12 protein-coding genes are annotated in these 14,895 nt (G+C 29.0%); 4 read left to right on the top strand and 8 right to left on the bottom strand.

From position 1 onward, the window contains the following. Positions 1-7: 7 nt before the first annotated feature. From HW119_RS00415 to HW119_RS00405, 3 genes are read right to left on the bottom strand one after another with little or no spacing between them, the layout of a single operon-like run. Positions 8-1,972, bottom strand: a complete 1,965-nt coding sequence (locus tag HW119_RS00415; protein WP_177760736.1) for a DUF3857 domain-containing protein — start codon at positions 1,970-1,972, stop codon at positions 8-10. After that, complete coding sequence (locus HW119_RS00410; protein ID WP_177760734.1) at positions 1,969-3,906, bottom strand: transglutaminase family protein; 1,938 nt, start codon at positions 3,904-3,906, stop codon at positions 1,969-1,971. Before HW119_RS00410 ends, HW119_RS00415 begins: the two co-directional genes overlap by 4 nt. Further along, positions 3,875-7,093 carry a tetratricopeptide repeat protein gene (locus HW119_RS00405; protein WP_177760732.1) on the bottom strand — a complete coding sequence of 1,073 codons (3,219 nt, stop codon included), beginning with the start codon at positions 7,091-7,093 and terminating at the stop codon, positions 3,875-3,877. The genes HW119_RS00410 and HW119_RS00405 overlap by 32 nt, the downstream gene beginning before the upstream one ends. A 270-nt stretch (positions 7,094-7,363) precedes the next feature. On the opposite strand from HW119_RS00405, the gene HW119_RS00400 reads away from it, so the two are divergent. Together HW119_RS00400 and HW119_RS00395 are read left to right on the top strand one after the other, a co-directional pair. Then, positions 7,364-8,887, top strand: a complete 1,524-nt coding sequence (locus HW119_RS00400) for a catalase (protein ID WP_177760730.1) — start codon at positions 7,364-7,366, stop codon at positions 8,885-8,887. Between the two features lie 56 nt (positions 8,888-8,943). Next, the gene (locus HW119_RS00395) at positions 8,944-9,456 is read left to right on the top strand and encodes an ankyrin repeat domain-containing protein (RefSeq protein ID WP_177760728.1); all 513 of its coding nucleotides are present in this window, start codon (positions 8,944-8,946) and stop codon (positions 9,454-9,456) included. Between the two features lie 8 nt (positions 9,457-9,464). On the opposite strand, the gene HW119_RS00390 is transcribed toward HW119_RS00395, so the two are convergent. Continuing rightward, positions 9,465-10,169 carry a class I SAM-dependent methyltransferase gene (locus HW119_RS00390; protein WP_177760725.1) on the bottom strand — a complete coding sequence of 235 codons (705 nt, stop codon included), beginning with the start codon at positions 10,167-10,169 and terminating at the stop codon, positions 9,465-9,467. 53 nt (positions 10,170-10,222) lie between these two features. Between HW119_RS00390 and HW119_RS00385 the strand changes: the two genes are divergently transcribed. After that, the gene (locus tag HW119_RS00385) at positions 10,223-10,717 is read left to right on the top strand and encodes a YkgJ family cysteine cluster protein (RefSeq protein WP_177760723.1); all 495 of its coding nucleotides are present in this window, start codon (positions 10,223-10,225) and stop codon (positions 10,715-10,717) included. Between the two features lie 14 nt (positions 10,718-10,731). Here HW119_RS00385 and HW119_RS00380 read toward each other — a convergent pair whose 3' ends face one another. Both HW119_RS00380 and HW119_RS00375 read right to left on the bottom strand, forming a co-directional pair. After that, positions 10,732-10,947: a hypothetical protein gene (locus tag HW119_RS00380; RefSeq protein WP_177760721.1), complete on the bottom strand. Its 216-nt coding sequence runs from the start codon at positions 10,945-10,947 to the stop codon at positions 10,732-10,734. 70 nt (positions 10,948-11,017) lie between these two features. Then, on the bottom strand, positions 11,018-12,259 hold the full coding sequence (locus tag HW119_RS00375) for an exo-beta-N-acetylmuramidase NamZ domain-containing protein (RefSeq protein WP_177760720.1): 1,242 nt from the start codon (positions 12,257-12,259) through the stop codon (positions 11,018-11,020). A gap of 5 nt (positions 12,260-12,264) precedes the next feature. Between HW119_RS00375 and HW119_RS00370 the strand changes: the two genes are divergently transcribed. Continuing rightward, a complete protein-coding gene (locus tag HW119_RS00370; RefSeq protein WP_177760718.1) occupies positions 12,265-13,503 on the top strand; it encodes an ABC transporter permease in 1,239 nt (412 codons plus the stop codon). A 135-nt stretch (positions 13,504-13,638) separates the two neighbouring features. On the opposite strand, the gene HW119_RS00365 is transcribed toward HW119_RS00370, so the two are convergent. Together HW119_RS00365 and HW119_RS00360 are read right to left on the bottom strand one after the other, a co-directional pair. After that, the gene (locus tag HW119_RS00365; RefSeq protein ID WP_177760716.1) at positions 13,639-14,340 is read right to left on the bottom strand and encodes a hypothetical protein; all 702 of its coding nucleotides are present in this window, start codon (positions 14,338-14,340) and stop codon (positions 13,639-13,641) included. A gap of 76 nt (positions 14,341-14,416) precedes the next feature. Continuing rightward, positions 14,417-14,821 carry an acyl-CoA thioesterase gene (locus HW119_RS00360; RefSeq protein WP_177760714.1) on the bottom strand — a complete coding sequence of 135 codons (405 nt, stop codon included), beginning with the start codon at positions 14,819-14,821 and terminating at the stop codon, positions 14,417-14,419. Between the last annotated feature and the right edge of the window lie 74 nt (positions 14,822-14,895).

Raw genomic sequence — 14,895 nt, 5'->3', positions numbered from 1 at the left:
TTTTTGTTTATAATTTTTCGATTATCAAATTCATTTTATGAAAATCGGCTGCAGCGTTGATTATCTCGCGATATTTTGGATAATCAGAAACAGGTAAAGTTTCAAAATCGTAATTCTCGGTGTTTGTAATCGTTAATTTATTTTCTTCAATTTTATAATTCGAGATGAAATCAGCTACTACTTTTCCGTCTTTGGTTAAAACGTGATTCATGTTTATGATTTCAGGATTTTTGATTTGATAACCATCAGGGATAATTAACGAAATTTTTCTTGTATAGAAATGCGGATAATCGATTTCAATTGGCAGTTGGCGTTCTTTATCTGCATACATTTCCATTTGTCTTCCAATCACAGAACCGATTTTTACTAAATAATTATTTCCAGCTTTTGAAATGATATCTTCAGCATTTCCTTCAATTGTTACGATGTAAGGTTTCAATGCTAAATTTACAACACCATCATTTACAGTAGTAACTTTTGGTTTGTTTGAAGTTTCAAAAGCATAATTAGAAGCTAAATCTTGTTTCATGTTTTCGAAATCCGTCTCGTTAACAAAGTCCTTAACCACCTGGAAATAAGATGCTGTATAACCAGTAAATTCTAAAACCGATTTAAATGTTGCATCATCAATTCCTTTACTAGCATCAATAGTAATTTCCATGTTTGTGATATTTAAATCATCGGCAAAATGAATTTTACGAGTTGTTGTAACGGGCATTTTTACGCCTTGATAAACTTTAGGTTTGATGAATAAACCGTAATTGTTTCCATAATTAAAATCAATCAAAGGCGTTCTGTAATTTGTTGCAATTGGTTCGATAAATGAATTTGCAGCAGTCATATAAATTAAAACTTCTTTTATATTTTCATAAGATTCAAAATCAGGATCAAAAGTTGCTTTGTCTTTTTCTGTTGTAAAAACCAATTCATGTTCAACATTTTGTTGATTTAAAACAGCGATGTAAAGTTTGATTAAATCAAAAAGATTAGCTTGTTTACTTTTTAAAATATCCGAAATGTTCGAATTTAATTTGTAATAACGATTGTATTGAATGTTTTCTTTAATTAAGCCTTCAATGGCACGTGCGTTTAAAAGTGGATCATTTGATTTTTTTAACTTCGATGTAAATTTTTCAAGTTCTTTTTTGTCTTTTGTATCTAAATCAACATAATAATTTTCAAAAAAATCACTTACAAAATCTTTGTGAGCGTAAAGATTGCTAGTGTTTTTTGAACTGTTTGTTGCTAATTTATAACGTAAAGCTTTTGCATTTCTGATCCAATTACTTTGTTGCTCATCGGCATTTAATCCAGCAATGTTTTTGGCTTCTAATGAATTCGAATTTTTGTTTGTATATTTATCTTTATTGAAGGTTGCATCTGCTAATCCGTTATATGATTTTGTATCGAATTGTAAATAATTTGGATAAATCAATTCTAAAGAAAAGTTAACAATCGGAAAATTTTCCTGTACATTTATTGTTTCACCAGAAACATCGACGGGTTTTTTAAGAATATAAAATCGTTCAATTATTGCTCCTTTTTCTAAACCATTTACAGCAAAATACTCGTAAGTAACTCCTGTTTGTTCGTTTTTATCTTTCTTGATGTCTGATTCTTTTAACTCAATTTTTTTTCCGTTCGGAAGAATTACGCGAAGTTTATTTACAATCAAATCTTCTTTTTGAGAATATGGAATATAAACTTTGTTATTTCGTTCGATTGCGATGTTTGAATTTAAAAGCTTTTTTTCGTGAAACAAATAATATTCATTTGCATCGTTACTTGTAAAATTGAATTCTGATTTTAAATTTTGTTCTAATATAATTTCTTCTTCGTTCTTAAATTCTTCTGGAATTACAATTTCATTATCATTGAATTTATAGTTTTTAAATTCGATATTTTGGGCATTCGTCAAATTTATGAAAGCAAAGAATAGAATTAATAAACTTTTTGTTTTTAGATTTTTCATGTTTTTTTGATTACAATGGTTTCGTTAAGATTTGATTTTAGTTTTTTAAGTGATTCGTTCCAGCCTTTTACTTCAGTTGGTTTTATATATGTTTTTTTATTTTCGATTGAATAATTTAGATTTATGTGACGTTCTTTTTTATCGAAAGTGATTTTATATTTTATATAATCGTTTTCAAAAGTAACATTTTCAGGAACGTAAGTAACTTTTGAGTTTTCTGGAATTGTAAATGAAGTTTTGAATTCAAATTTTTGTAAACGATCTAGATCTGCAGTAGTTTTTCGATTTTCATCAAAAATCAAATCGATTAAAGGTTTGTGTAAAAACATGTTCAAATAGGTTTCGTCAGCTGCGAGAACTACGTAATTATCATTTTCGAAAACATAATCTATTTCATACGGAAGTGTTTTATCTTGAATATTATTTTCTGTAAAAGAAACAATATTTAGTTTATCATTACCTCTTTCTAAAATACCTTCGATATATTTTTTACGATTCTTAGAAATATCACTCATCACATTAAGATAATAAGTTCGAGTTAATCCATTGGTTTTTAATTTCCCTTTTCCTTCTATTTTATTTCCATTTATAACATACGAATATGTATCTTCATATTTATTTTGTTCTGCCGATAAAGTCGGAACGGTAACAATTTTAAATGAATCTCCTTTTGAAATTAAAGCTTCTTTTCCTTGAATAAATTCTGAAGGTAAACCAAATGGAACTTGAGAATCGGTTGCGTCTAAGAAAATGATTTCTCCGTTTCTTTCATAAGTTGCAATCATGTGATTATCGACTGCTGGTGTTGGAAGTTCTTCATACGAATAAGGTAATTCTCTAGTTCCAATCCAAGTTAAATTCACATTCGGAACGTCAGCATATTTAGCCATTTCTGTCAAAATGCTTGACATATCTTTACAATCGCCAAACTTACGTTCAAAAACTAAAGACGCATTTCTTGGAATAAAACCTTCGTAACCGCTTTCAAAAGCAACATATTTAATCTGTTCTTGTGCAAATTTGAAAATCTTTTCCATTTTTTCATCATTTGTCTTTACATCTTTAACCAGCTCTAAAGTGAATTTCTTTAAAGCAGGATCTTCTGTTTTGTTTACATTTTTGATGAAGTCGCTATAATATTTATATAAACCATCTACTTTTCCGAAGACTGGAATTTTTTCTCCTTTGATTGTGTAAGAATTAATCCAGAAATGTAAATGCGGAATTTCATATGAACGACCTGCTGCTTTAGGTTCATTTCTGAAAACAGGAGCATCATTAATTATAAATGTGTAAGTAGTTGTTTTTTTATTATCTTCTGTAGTTTGTTTTACTAAATGGTCTTTATCGTTGAAAATCTTAAATCCGATTTCAATTGATTTATCTACCGTTAAAACAATTTTTCTATTTACAGAAGGAATTCCCGCAGTAAAATTAAAGCGATGCAACAACATTGGATCTTTGAAATCTAAACTGTGTTTTAGAACTTTTCTTGTACCTTGAGATAAGTTACTAAAAGTAAAAACTTTCAATTTGGTGTCAGAATCAAAAACTGAACTTGAATTATATGGTTTGTCAACTATTAATTTTACAGGTGTTTTTTTGAACTTTTCAGTTTCATTTCCAACCGTGTAAGCTTCATAATTTGTAATTGAAACCAATTCTGAAAACACCAGCGATTCATTAATCGAAGCTCCAGCGGATGTGTTTTTAAGTAATAAATAATCTTCTACGGAATTCGCAGTTACTTCGATTTCATTCTTTTTGTTTAACGTAATATAATAATGTTCTGAAACTTCTAATGCAATTTCGCTTTCGTTTGGATATTTATTTTGAAGTTCGGTTAAGTTCTGAGAAAAGAGATTTAAGCTTGATAAAAAGATTACCAAGCTTAAATTTAATCTAAAGAATTTCTGCCAATTGATCTGAATCATATTTTTTAATTGGTTTTAATGTATTGTTTTCAAGTACTTTAAAAAATCCGTGTTTCTCGTTGTTTTTATAATCCGTGCTGTAAAGAATTTGCTCTTGCTCGTTGTAATACGCGATTTGCCCATCAAGAATTCCATCGATATAATCCAATGTTTTGTATTTTTTTCCGTTTAGAAAATAGGTTACAGTTCCATTAACTTTTCCGTTTTTATAATTTATTTGAAAATCTTTTTGGTTTTTTGAATTATAAATAATCAAATCATTATTTAAAATTCCATTTTTCAAACTCATTTCTAAAGCTGGTTTTCCATTCGAAAAATTAGATTTAATTACCGTCATTTCTGATGTAATCGGAATTTCTTGTCCTAATTGATTTTCGTTATTTAAAGTTTGATAACTTACAATGTTGTTGTTATTAAAGTTCAAAATTAGCACTTTAGTACCATCAGAATTGTAATAAGTTTCTGGACCTGTTTTTACGCCAATATCATAAGTACTCACTAAAAACTCTTTTTCGTTTGGATAATAAATTGTACTTTTTCCGACAATAATTCCGTTCTCAAAATTATCAAGAGCATTCATTTTTCCGTTTAAATCGAAATTTTTCGAAGTACCGTTTAAAACTCCCGAATGATAATTGTTTTCCATTTCTATTTTACCTAAAGCATTATATTCTGTAGCTTTTCCATGTAATTTATTATTTACATAATTTTCTTTGCTTATTGGTTCATTTTTAGAATTTGAAATTTCGTAAATACCATCTTTGTTTCCGTTTTTAATCGATACTTTTCGTTTAACGGCTTTATTTTCGATTACTTCAACAATTCCATTTTGATTGACATAATCTATTTTATCACTTTTTCCATCATAATAATAAATAATGTCCGTGATGATATCATTAATAAAATTTGTTGTCTGAGTTAATCGACCATCTTGAGCATACGTATTTGATTGACCTTCTTGAAGCCCATCTACATAAAAAGTTTCTCCTTTAATATTTCCATTTAAATAATATGAAGTCAATGGTCCATGAAATAAATCATCTTTGTAATATGCTGTATAACTGATTTTATCATTGATATAATCTTTATACAAACCGTTCATTTTTCCATTTGAAACTTGAGCAATGTAATCAAGACTTCCATTATCTAAATATGCAGTTCTCAAACCATTTTCTTCGCCATTGGTATAATTGTTTTTGGACCTTAAAACTTTGTTTGGATAATAATAAATCCATTCACCTTCAAGTAATCCATTTTTGATGTTCCCTTCAGAAATTGTCGTTCCTTCTAAATCGTTAAACTTAATTAAACCATTGTTTTTTAATTTTTGAGAAGTTCCATCAGCAAAATATTGTACCGATTGTTTTGCTTTTCCGCCTGTATAAATGTCCTCGTAAAAAAGTTTACCTTCTTTGTTGTAATATTTCAGATTGTTTAATTCTTCTTTATCATTAAATGATTTCAAAAAACTTAAAGTTCCGTTTGTGTTATATTCTTTAATCTCTTTTAGTTTTCCATCGTTATAAAAGAATTCTGATTCTTTATTTCCGTTTGAAAAATAAGAAACATAAGAAATAGGTTTTTTGTTTTTTACAGTATTAACGGATTTTAATTTGTCTTTAGAAAAATAAGTATTGTATTCACCTTCTATTTCACCATCAAGATAGTTTGCTTGCTCAATAATTTCGCCAGTCTCATTGAATTTTTTGAATGGACCATCAAACTTTCCCTTTTTGTAATTTGCGATTATTTTCTTTTTACCATCAGGAAAATAGCAAATATTTTCACCTTCAAATTCATCATTAAGATAAATTCCATCGCAACTTATTTTTTCTGTAGGTAAATAAACTGTGTATTTTCCGTTTAATTTGTCGTCTTTATACGAACCTTTAAACATCAATTTTTTGTTTGGATAATACGTTACGGCTTCGCCATCTTTTTTGCCGTTTTTGAAATTTTCTTCTAATTGAACGTTTCCGTTTTCAAAAAAAGTAGTTTTTTTACCAACTAATAAATCTTGTTTGACACTTCCTTTTGTTTCTAAATATCCAAGATTTGAAGTGTAAAAATAATCACCATCAGATTCACCATCTTTAAATTGATAGAATGATTTTGATTTTTCATCAACAAAAACTTTATATTCATTTCCATTTAAATACGCCTTGTTGTACATTTCGTACCAAAGTACATTGCTCAAATGATTGGTATAAAATTCATTGATTTTCTTTTCATTTTTTTTATATTCTTTTTGAAAAGCACTATTGAAAAGCGAAAGCGAGTGATATAAATATTCTTTGGTTAAATTATTTTCTGCAATATATTTAAATAGCTGCCCAAATTGATTTTCGAAATATCCATCTTTTATTTCATGATCTTTGAAATATTCTGTTATGGCTTGCATATTTCTTGGAGCCAAATCATCGAATTCAATTAATAAATTGAACTTACTATTGTACGGATATTTGTTTCTAAGAACCTCTTCAAGAAGTGAAAAATCATCACCTTTTTCTTTGATTTTTAGTTTTGGTTTTGCAGTATATGTTTTTGAATAATCTTCATTCAAAGAGATTAAAGCTTGTTTTGCTTTTGCATTTTCGGGCTCAAAAAGTAAATAGGTCATTAAAAGTAAATTTCCTTCAACTAATTGACCGTCATCAAGTGCCAGAAGACCTAAGTTATAAAGTGAAGAAGAATGCGACGGATCAATTTTGATGTTTGTTTTTAATAAATCAACCGCTTTTTGTTTTTCATCTTTTCGAACGTAAACTATAGCTTTGTTGTAATTTAATCCTGCTGAGTTCGGAAAATATTGATCAGCCTCATTAAATATTTTTAAAGCTTCATCGTATTTTCCTTGATCGCTTAAAATGATTCCATGAACTAATAAAAGTGGTGGAAAAACTTCGTGTAATTTATCGTTATAATTTTTTTCGCAAACTTGTAAGGCTTCTTCTTTTTTATCTGCATAAAGTAACGAAAGAATCATCTCATATTGCGCTTGAGAATATTTAGGATCTAACTTATGAATTTTATTATATGCGATGGTTGACTCATCGAATTTCGAATTTTTTGTGAATTCAACACCTTCAGAAAAAAAAATATCTGTATTATAAAAGGACATTTCATTTTGAGCATGTGAAAATATGCTGAATAATAATGTTGAAAAGATTAAATTTTTGTGTTTCATTGTGTTGTTTTAATAAATGCTTTTGGTTGTTAAGTTGTTGAAATATATGTTTATATATTTATTTTTTCTTTTGTTTAAATAAACAAAATAGAAAAAGTTAAAATACTATTTTTTTCATTATTATGTGTAATTGTGTAAATAAAGTATTCAATATTATAAATAATCTTTATGATAGCATAAATTATAACATTTGTAAACCTTTATTAATGCTAAGTTGACAAAGTAATTTTGTGTTGTTAAAAAATAATAACAACTTATACACTACTTTTTATGTTGAAAAAATCAATAGCATTAGGATTCGTTTTGGCAACTTCAGTTTCGTTTGCTCAAACCTTAACCACGAATTCAGGAGCTCCAGTTGGAGATAATCAAAATTCTAAAACGATTGGAAATAACGGGCAAATTTTATTAGAAGATATTCATTTAATTGAAAAATTAGCTGCTTTCGATAGAGAACGTATTCCAGAAAGAGTTGTTCACGCTCGTGGAGCTGGAGCTTTTGGAGAGTTTGTTGCTTCTGCAGATTTTTCTGATGTAACAATGGCAGATTTCTTATCTCAAGCAGGTAAAAAAACGCCTTTGATGGTGCGTTTCTCTACAGTAACTCACCAACAAGGTTCTCCTGAAACGTATCGTGATCCACGTGGATTTGCAGTTAAATTCTATACACAAGAAGGAAACTACGATTTAGTTGGAAACAACTTACCGGTCTTCTTCATCCGTGATGCAATCAAATTCCCAGATATGGTACATGCGTTCAAACCATCTCCAATCATGAACAATGCATCTGATCCAAACCGTGTATTCGATTTCTTTTCTAATTTACCAGAATCGACACACATGTTAACTTGGTTATTCTCTGATTACGGAATTCCTGCTAACTACCGTCAAATGGAAGGAAATGGAGTTCACGCATACAAATGGGTAAATGATAAAGGTGAAGTTACTTACGTTAAATACAAATGGGTTCCTCAGCAAGAAATCAAAAACTTAACGCAAGAAGAAGCTAATAAAATTCAGTCAACTGCAATTGAGCACGCAACAGTAGATTTATATACAGAAATTGCTAAAGGTAATTTCCCTAAATGGGATCTTTATGTTCAAATGTTGAAAAGAGAAGATTTCGATAAATTAGATTTCAACCCTGTTGATGTAACTAAAATTTGGCCAGAAACGGTTGCTAAATCGGTAAAAGTTGGAACAATGACGTTGAACGAAAATGCAACAAACTATTTTCAACAAGTTGAGCAAGCTGCTTTTTCGCCTGGTACATTAGTTCCTGGAATTGAGCCATCAGAAGATAAATTATTACAAGGTCGTTTGTTTTCTTATTTCGATACACAACGTCACCGTATTGGAGGAAATTTCCAACAAGTTGATGTTAATCGTCCAATCAACAATGTAAAAACGTACAACCAAGACGGTTATATGTCAATGCGTAAGCAAGAAGGAGATGTTAATTACCAACCATCTACCAACAAACCAGAGGTTGTAGATAATGCTAAATTCAAATATTCAAAATCGGTTTTTCCAGCAGGAACAACAACGGTTCAAAACGTAATTGATAAAGAAAATAACTTTGCTCAAGCTGGTGATTTATACCGTTCGTTTTCTAAAAAAGACCAAGATAACTTAATCAAAAATTTAGGTGGAGCTTTAAATGCGGTTCAAAATAAAGTTATAGTTAAGAAAATGATTGCTCATTTTTACCAAGCTGATAAAACGTATGGAGAGCGTTTATTAAAAGCAACGAACTTAAATGTTTCTGACATTCAAGAATATATCAAAAAATAATTAAATCAATCAATAGGAGTGTGGTAACTCGCACTCCTTTTTTAAAATAAATTCGCATGAAAAAATTAGTTTTTACTTTACTATTAGCTTTAACTTTTGTTACAGCTCAAGCACAAGATATTTTTGCCGCTTCACGCGCAAATAATGTTAAAGAACTTAAAAAGTTTGTTTCTGAAAAAGTTGATATCAATCAAACAAATGAAAAAGGATTTACGCCGTTAATTTTAGCGGTTTACAATAACGCGCCAGAAGCGGTTGAATTTTTAATTGCAAACGGAGCTAACCTTAATGCGCAAGATAAATCTGGAAATAACGCTTTGATGGGAGCTATCTTTAAACAAAATGTAGCCATGGTCGATTTGCTTATTGCAAAAAAAGCGAATGTAAATCAAGTTAATTTTAATGGCGCATCAAGTTTGATTTTTGCAGCGACTTTCGGAAAACCAGAAATGGTAAAGTCTCTTTTAAAAGCTGGAGCAGACAAGTCAATCAAAGACAGTAGAGGTAAAACGGCATTAGATCATGCGACAATGCAAGAGAATGTAGAAGTAATTTCATTATTGAAATAGTTTTTGTTTTATTTTGTAATACGAGCTAAATAATCAAAATTGTCGCCTTCTAGGATTAATTCACAAGTTAATTCATTAGCAAGACATGCGTTTTGTAAGGTGTTATAATCTAAATACAACCAATCAAAAGGTTCTTCATTTTCGCCTTTATAGCTAAGATTAAAAACCAATTCTCCATAATAATCGGCGTGCATCGGAATCCATTTACCGCCATCTTCATCTTCGTCAAACATATAAATCAAATCAGAACTATCGATTAAAATTTGACCGCCATCGTTTAACAAACTTTTTAAATGATTTAAATAATGAGCAACTTTATTTAATTTTCCGAAAATTCCGGTCCCGTTCATCAATAATAAAATCGTATCAAATTTTTGATTATTCAATTCTAAAACATCTTGAACAACTGCATTTTCTAATCCACGTAATTCACAAGTTTTAATGGCATTTTCAGAAATATCGATAGGTAAAACTTCAAAACCTTTATCTTTCAAATATAAAGCATGACTTCCAGCGCCGCAACCTACATCCAAAATTTTACCTTTTGCTAATTTCAAAGCTTGTTTTTCAAGTTTTGGCATTTCGTTAAAATCACGGAACATATAAGCAATTGCCATTTCATCTGGTTCAGATATGGTTGTTTCTGTGATAACATTTTCGGGATTGTTGTTGGTTTGAAAATCTAAAATAGCTTTACCTAAAAGGTCTTTCATTATAAGTTGATTTAAATCTTTTATTATTAATTTTGCTGTTCGAGAAAGTTACTATGGAAAAATTTTTAAAAAACTTGCCAAAGCTTGCCAAAGATACGCATAATGAAAATAAAAAGTATTTTGATAAGCTAAAAAAGAAAACACCAAAAAATTTAGATGTTCAGATGCAAGAAATTCATGATCGTGTTTTTAAAAAAACAGATTGTTTATCTTGTGCAAATTGTTGTAAAACAACAGGGCCGTTATTTACTTTGGCTGATATCGAACGTATTTCCAAGTTTTTGAGAATGAAACCACAACCTTTCATCGATCAATATTTACGTATTGATGAAGATAAAGATTATGTGTTGCAAAGCGTTCCTTGTATTTTTTTAGACAATGAAAATTATTGTATGATTTATGATGTTCGTCCAAAAGCTTGCAGAGAATTTCCGCATACAGATAGAAAGAAATTTCAACAAATAACAAACTTAACATTGAAAAATGTTGAGATTTGCCCGGCAGCTTATCAGGTTGTAGAAGAAATGAAAAAGAAAATGCCTTTGTAAACAAAGGCATTTTTTTATACAAATAATTGATCGTTTTCGATGTAATTTTTCAGAAAAGTTTCAATTTCATTTTCAGTTGTAATTTTGTCTTTGATGTAGTAAACTAAATCTAAAATCCAATTTTTGATTTTATCAAATAAATCAACTACATGTCCGAATAAACGTACAAACCATTCATAAATAAATTGGCAACGGTCTATGATTTTAATGATGATATCTGTGTAATCCATAACAATTTTGATTTGTACCAAATATAATAAATTGATTTGAAATTCCCATCATTTTAATGAAAATCTAATATTAATTTTTGTCGTTATAGATTAAATATTTTTTTCTAGTATTTTTAAAATCTTCAATCCCGGTTGTCCAAGTTTCTTTGATTTGCTTTTCGGTCAAGCCTTGTTTGATTTGATTTTGCAATTTTTTATTTCCAGCTAAATTTGTAAAAAAAGAATTAAAAAATTCTTCTTTTTTTCCTGAAGTTTGATACGCTTTTAAAAGCCATTTTAATTGAATTCCTTCAACTCGATCAATTTCAGATAAATCTTCGCCATAACATTTTTTGCCATTGTGCATTGGATCTCTTGCACCTTCATTTGGTTCAGGAGTAAAACTAAATGTTGTTTTAGCTAAATTTGGTGAACCATAAACTTGAAATTGTTTTTCTGTTCCTCGTCCAACACTTATGTTTGTTCCTTCAAAAAAACACAAACTCGGATACAAATTTATCGATTGATCGTTTGGTAAATTTGGAGATGGTTTGATGGTTAATGAATACGACATGCTTTTATCGTAATTCGAACAAGGGACAATTTGTAATTTGCATTGTAAACCGTTTTCTAACCATTTTTCACCATTTATCATTTGCGCATATTCGCCAATTGTCATACCATGTAAAACAGGAATCGGATGCATGCCAACAAAACTTTTAAATTGCATATCCAAAATTGGTCCGTCAATAGTTGCTCCATTCGGATTTGGTCTATCCAAAACAACAACTTCAATATTATTTTCGGCGCAAGCTTCCATCAAATAATGTAACGACGAAATATAAGTATAAAAACGAGTTCCAACATCTTGAAGATCAAAAACGATTACATCAACATCTTTTAATTGTTCTTTGGTTGGTTTTTTATTTTTGCCATATAACGAAATAATAGGAATTCCTGTTTTAGAATCTTTTCCGTCTTTGATCAATTCACCTGCATCGACCGTGCCTCGAAAACCATGTTCTGGAGCATAAATTTTTTTTAAATCAACTTCATTGTTTAATAGAAAATCTACTAGATGTATTGATTCGTTATTTGTATTCACAATTCCAGATTGATTGGTTAATACACCCACTTTTTTCCCTTTTAATAAAGGTAAATATTCCTGATAATTATCTGCTCCTGTTTTTATAGGTGCTTTGACTATATCGGTTGAAAAGTAAGTTTCAGAATTTTGTGAAATTGTATTTGCACTAGAACTCCAAATTCCTATTGAAAAAAAAGAAATCCCTGCGAATAAAAATGTATTTTTGAAAAGCGAATTATACTTCATAAATTTTGAAATTAGAATATTTTATATCCAAACGTTTAGCTACTTCTAAAGAATATAAAAGTAGTGTTTCTGCACCAATAATAAAAATTGCAATCGTTGCTATTGCCATTAGTATTATAATGATGTTGGTTTCGGTTTCGACCGGATTAGGACTACAAGAAAAAATTAGAGATAAAATAACTTCTTTTAACGGTCATTTAACCATTTTAAATTACGATAACAATCAATCTGAAGTAACAACCGTTCCAATTTCGTTACATCAGGATTTTTATCCAAATTTCAAAAACGTTGCTGAAGTTTCAAAAATCCAGCCCTTTGCAACAATTGCTGGAGTTGTGAGAACACCAGAAACTTTTGAAGGAATCATTTATAAAGGTGTTTCAGCTAATTATGATTTTAGCTACATAACCGAATACCTTAAGCAAGGAAATTTGCCGAAATTTGCAACTGATGGTATGACAAATGAAATTTTGATTTCGGATTATCTAGCGCGTCGATTAAAATTAAAAGTAGGCGATAAAATGCAAACTTATTTTATGAAAGATTCCGGAAATAAAATGCCTTACATTCGAAGTTTTGAAATAGTAGGAATTTATGATTCTGGTTTTAAAGAGTTTGACGAAACTTATGTAATTGGTGATTTAAAGCATGTGCAGCGTTTGAATAAATGGGAGAAAGATGAAGTTGGAGCTTTTGAAATTTATGTAAATGATTTTACAAAAATCAATGAAATCAACACGAAAATTTATGAAGATATTCCGTCTGATTTAAATAGTATTTCTATAACAGACAAATATTTTGGAATTTTTGAATGGATGAAATTGTTTGATTTTAATATTTATCTCATTATTGGAATTATGATTGTGGTTGCAAGTATTAATATGATTGTAGCACTTTTAGTTTTAATTTTAGAACGCACACAAATGATTGGAATTTTGAAATCTTTAGGTGCAAACAATTGGACTATTCGAAAGATATTTTTATTAAATGCAACGCATATAATTTTTCGAGGATTAATTTGGGGTAATTTTATTGGGATTTCAATTTTGTTGATTCAGAAATATTTTGGAATTGTAAAACTAGATCCTACTCAATATTACGTTGCAAAAGCGCCTGTTTATTTAAATATGCTTCATATTTTGGGATTAAATGGTTTGGTGATATTTTTATGTTTTATCATTTTAATAATTCCTTCTTATATTATAACAAAGGTTTCTCCAGTCAAAGCAATAAAATATCAATAAAAAAAACTCCAAAAGTTAGATGCTTTTGGAGTTTTTTGTCAAAGTAGTTTTTTTAATGCTTATGTATATTTTACTTATGATTATTTTAATATCTTTTATAGGTACACATATTTATGTTGAAAGAAGATGGTTGTTTTAAAGTTCATATTCTTTTTTAAATTTTGTGACCTTCGAAATTAAATAATATTTAAAAGGATCTTCATTTGAAATTAATTTTTTATCGAAATCATCTTCGTTAACAAGAAAGTAAACAAACATATTAATATAATCTTTTGGTACTTTATACGCATTGACAAGAATTTCATCTGTATAAACATTCTTGAAAGCTTTGAAATTAGCCTCTTCTTTTTCAAATGAAATTTGTTTTTTAATATCTTTATTTCTTCCAAAAAGTCGATTAAAAACACCGTCTAGAGTCACCCCAGTACTATTGTTAAAAACAGGTTTGATACTATTTTGATGTTCAAGTTTCTCATCTTTTGTTTTAGGAGTTGTGCCAAAATTGAAAGCAGCTCCGCGATCAATAACCATTTCATCTAAGGTTATACCATCTTTTTTTAGAAAATGACGTAGCGATTTAGATTGTATAACTGCGTTTGGAACAATGAATTCATCAAAGATGGTTTCATTTTGAAAAAATACAAGGGTATCATTTTCGGACATTTTCATTTGAAAAACACCACGAGCATCAGTTTCAATATTTTCTTTAGAATTTTTATTAAAAACGTTTAATTTGATTGTCGTGTGATCTTCTAATAAAAGCTTTCCTTGAATCAATTCTTGAGAAAAAGATTTACATGAAAGTAGAATAAAAATGAAATATAATATTTTTCTCATAAAATGGTGTTTTATATTTTTTGGTCTGTTAAAAACGTGTAGAATTTTATTTTATAAATTAAATAAAAAACAATCTTTATTTTAACATATTTAACCTTTCTGTAACATAGTTTGGTGGTAGGGTAGGACGACCTGATTTCATGTCTATAAACACCAACATTGAATAGCCCGTTGTTAATAACTCACCAATTTGATTTCGTATTTCATAGTCAAATTCAATCTTAACTGAAGTCTGACTTTTTAGTATAGTTGTAACTGTTAGTATGTCATCATACTTTGCTGGTTTTTTGTAATTCATTGTAAGAGAAACCACAGGAAGCATGATGCCGTTTTCTTCCATCCATTTGTAAGAAATCCCTTGATTTCTAAGCCATTCAACACGTCCTATTTCAAAATATTGGGCATAATTAGCATGATAAACAACTCCCATTTGATCTGTTTCTGCATAGCGAACTCTAACTTCAATATCAAATTTTTTCATTATTTTTTTATATTAATTTCGTTACTAAATTTATTTATAATACTTACAATTTTATTTTTAAAAAACAAATAGCA

This window comes from Flavobacterium sp. I3-2, assembly GCF_013389595.1.
Lineage (GTDB): Bacteria > Bacteroidota > Bacteroidia > Flavobacteriales > Flavobacteriaceae > Flavobacterium.
This window is presented reverse-complemented; position numbering and strand designations above follow the sequence as displayed.

Coding starts and splice junctions, on each gene's coding strand:
- HW119_RS00385 (WP_177760723.1), top strand. CDS start 10,223: ATGGAAAAATTTTTAAAAAACTTGCCAAAGCTTGCCAAAGATACGCAT.
- HW119_RS00395 (WP_177760728.1), top strand. CDS start 8,944: ATGAAAAAATTAGTTTTTACTTTACTATTAGCTTTAACTTTTGTTACA.
- HW119_RS00380 (WP_177760721.1), bottom strand. CDS start 10,947: ATGGATTACACAGATATCATCATTAAAATCATAGACCGTTGCCAATTT.
- HW119_RS00400 (WP_177760730.1), top strand. CDS start 7,364: ATGTTGAAAAAATCAATAGCATTAGGATTCGTTTTGGCAACTTCAGTT.
- HW119_RS00405 (WP_177760732.1), bottom strand. CDS start 7,093: ATGAAACACAAAAATTTAATCTTTTCAACATTATTATTCAGCATATTT.
- HW119_RS00410 (WP_177760734.1), bottom strand. CDS start 3,906: ATGATTCAGATCAATTGGCAGAAATTCTTTAGATTAAATTTAAGCTTG.
- HW119_RS00365 (WP_177760716.1), bottom strand. CDS start 14,340: ATGAGAAAAATATTATATTTCATTTTTATTCTACTTTCATGTAAATCT.
- HW119_RS00375 (WP_177760720.1), bottom strand. CDS start 12,259: ATGAAGTATAATTCGCTTTTCAAAAATACATTTTTATTCGCAGGGATT.
- HW119_RS00360 (WP_177760714.1), bottom strand. CDS start 14,821: ATGAAAAAATTTGATATTGAAGTTAGAGTTCGCTATGCAGAAACAGAT.
- HW119_RS00390 (WP_177760725.1), bottom strand. CDS start 10,169: ATGAAAGACCTTTTAGGTAAAGCTATTTTAGATTTTCAAACCAACAAC.
- HW119_RS00415 (WP_177760736.1), bottom strand. CDS start 1,972: ATGAAAAATCTAAAAACAAAAAGTTTATTAATTCTATTCTTTGCTTTC.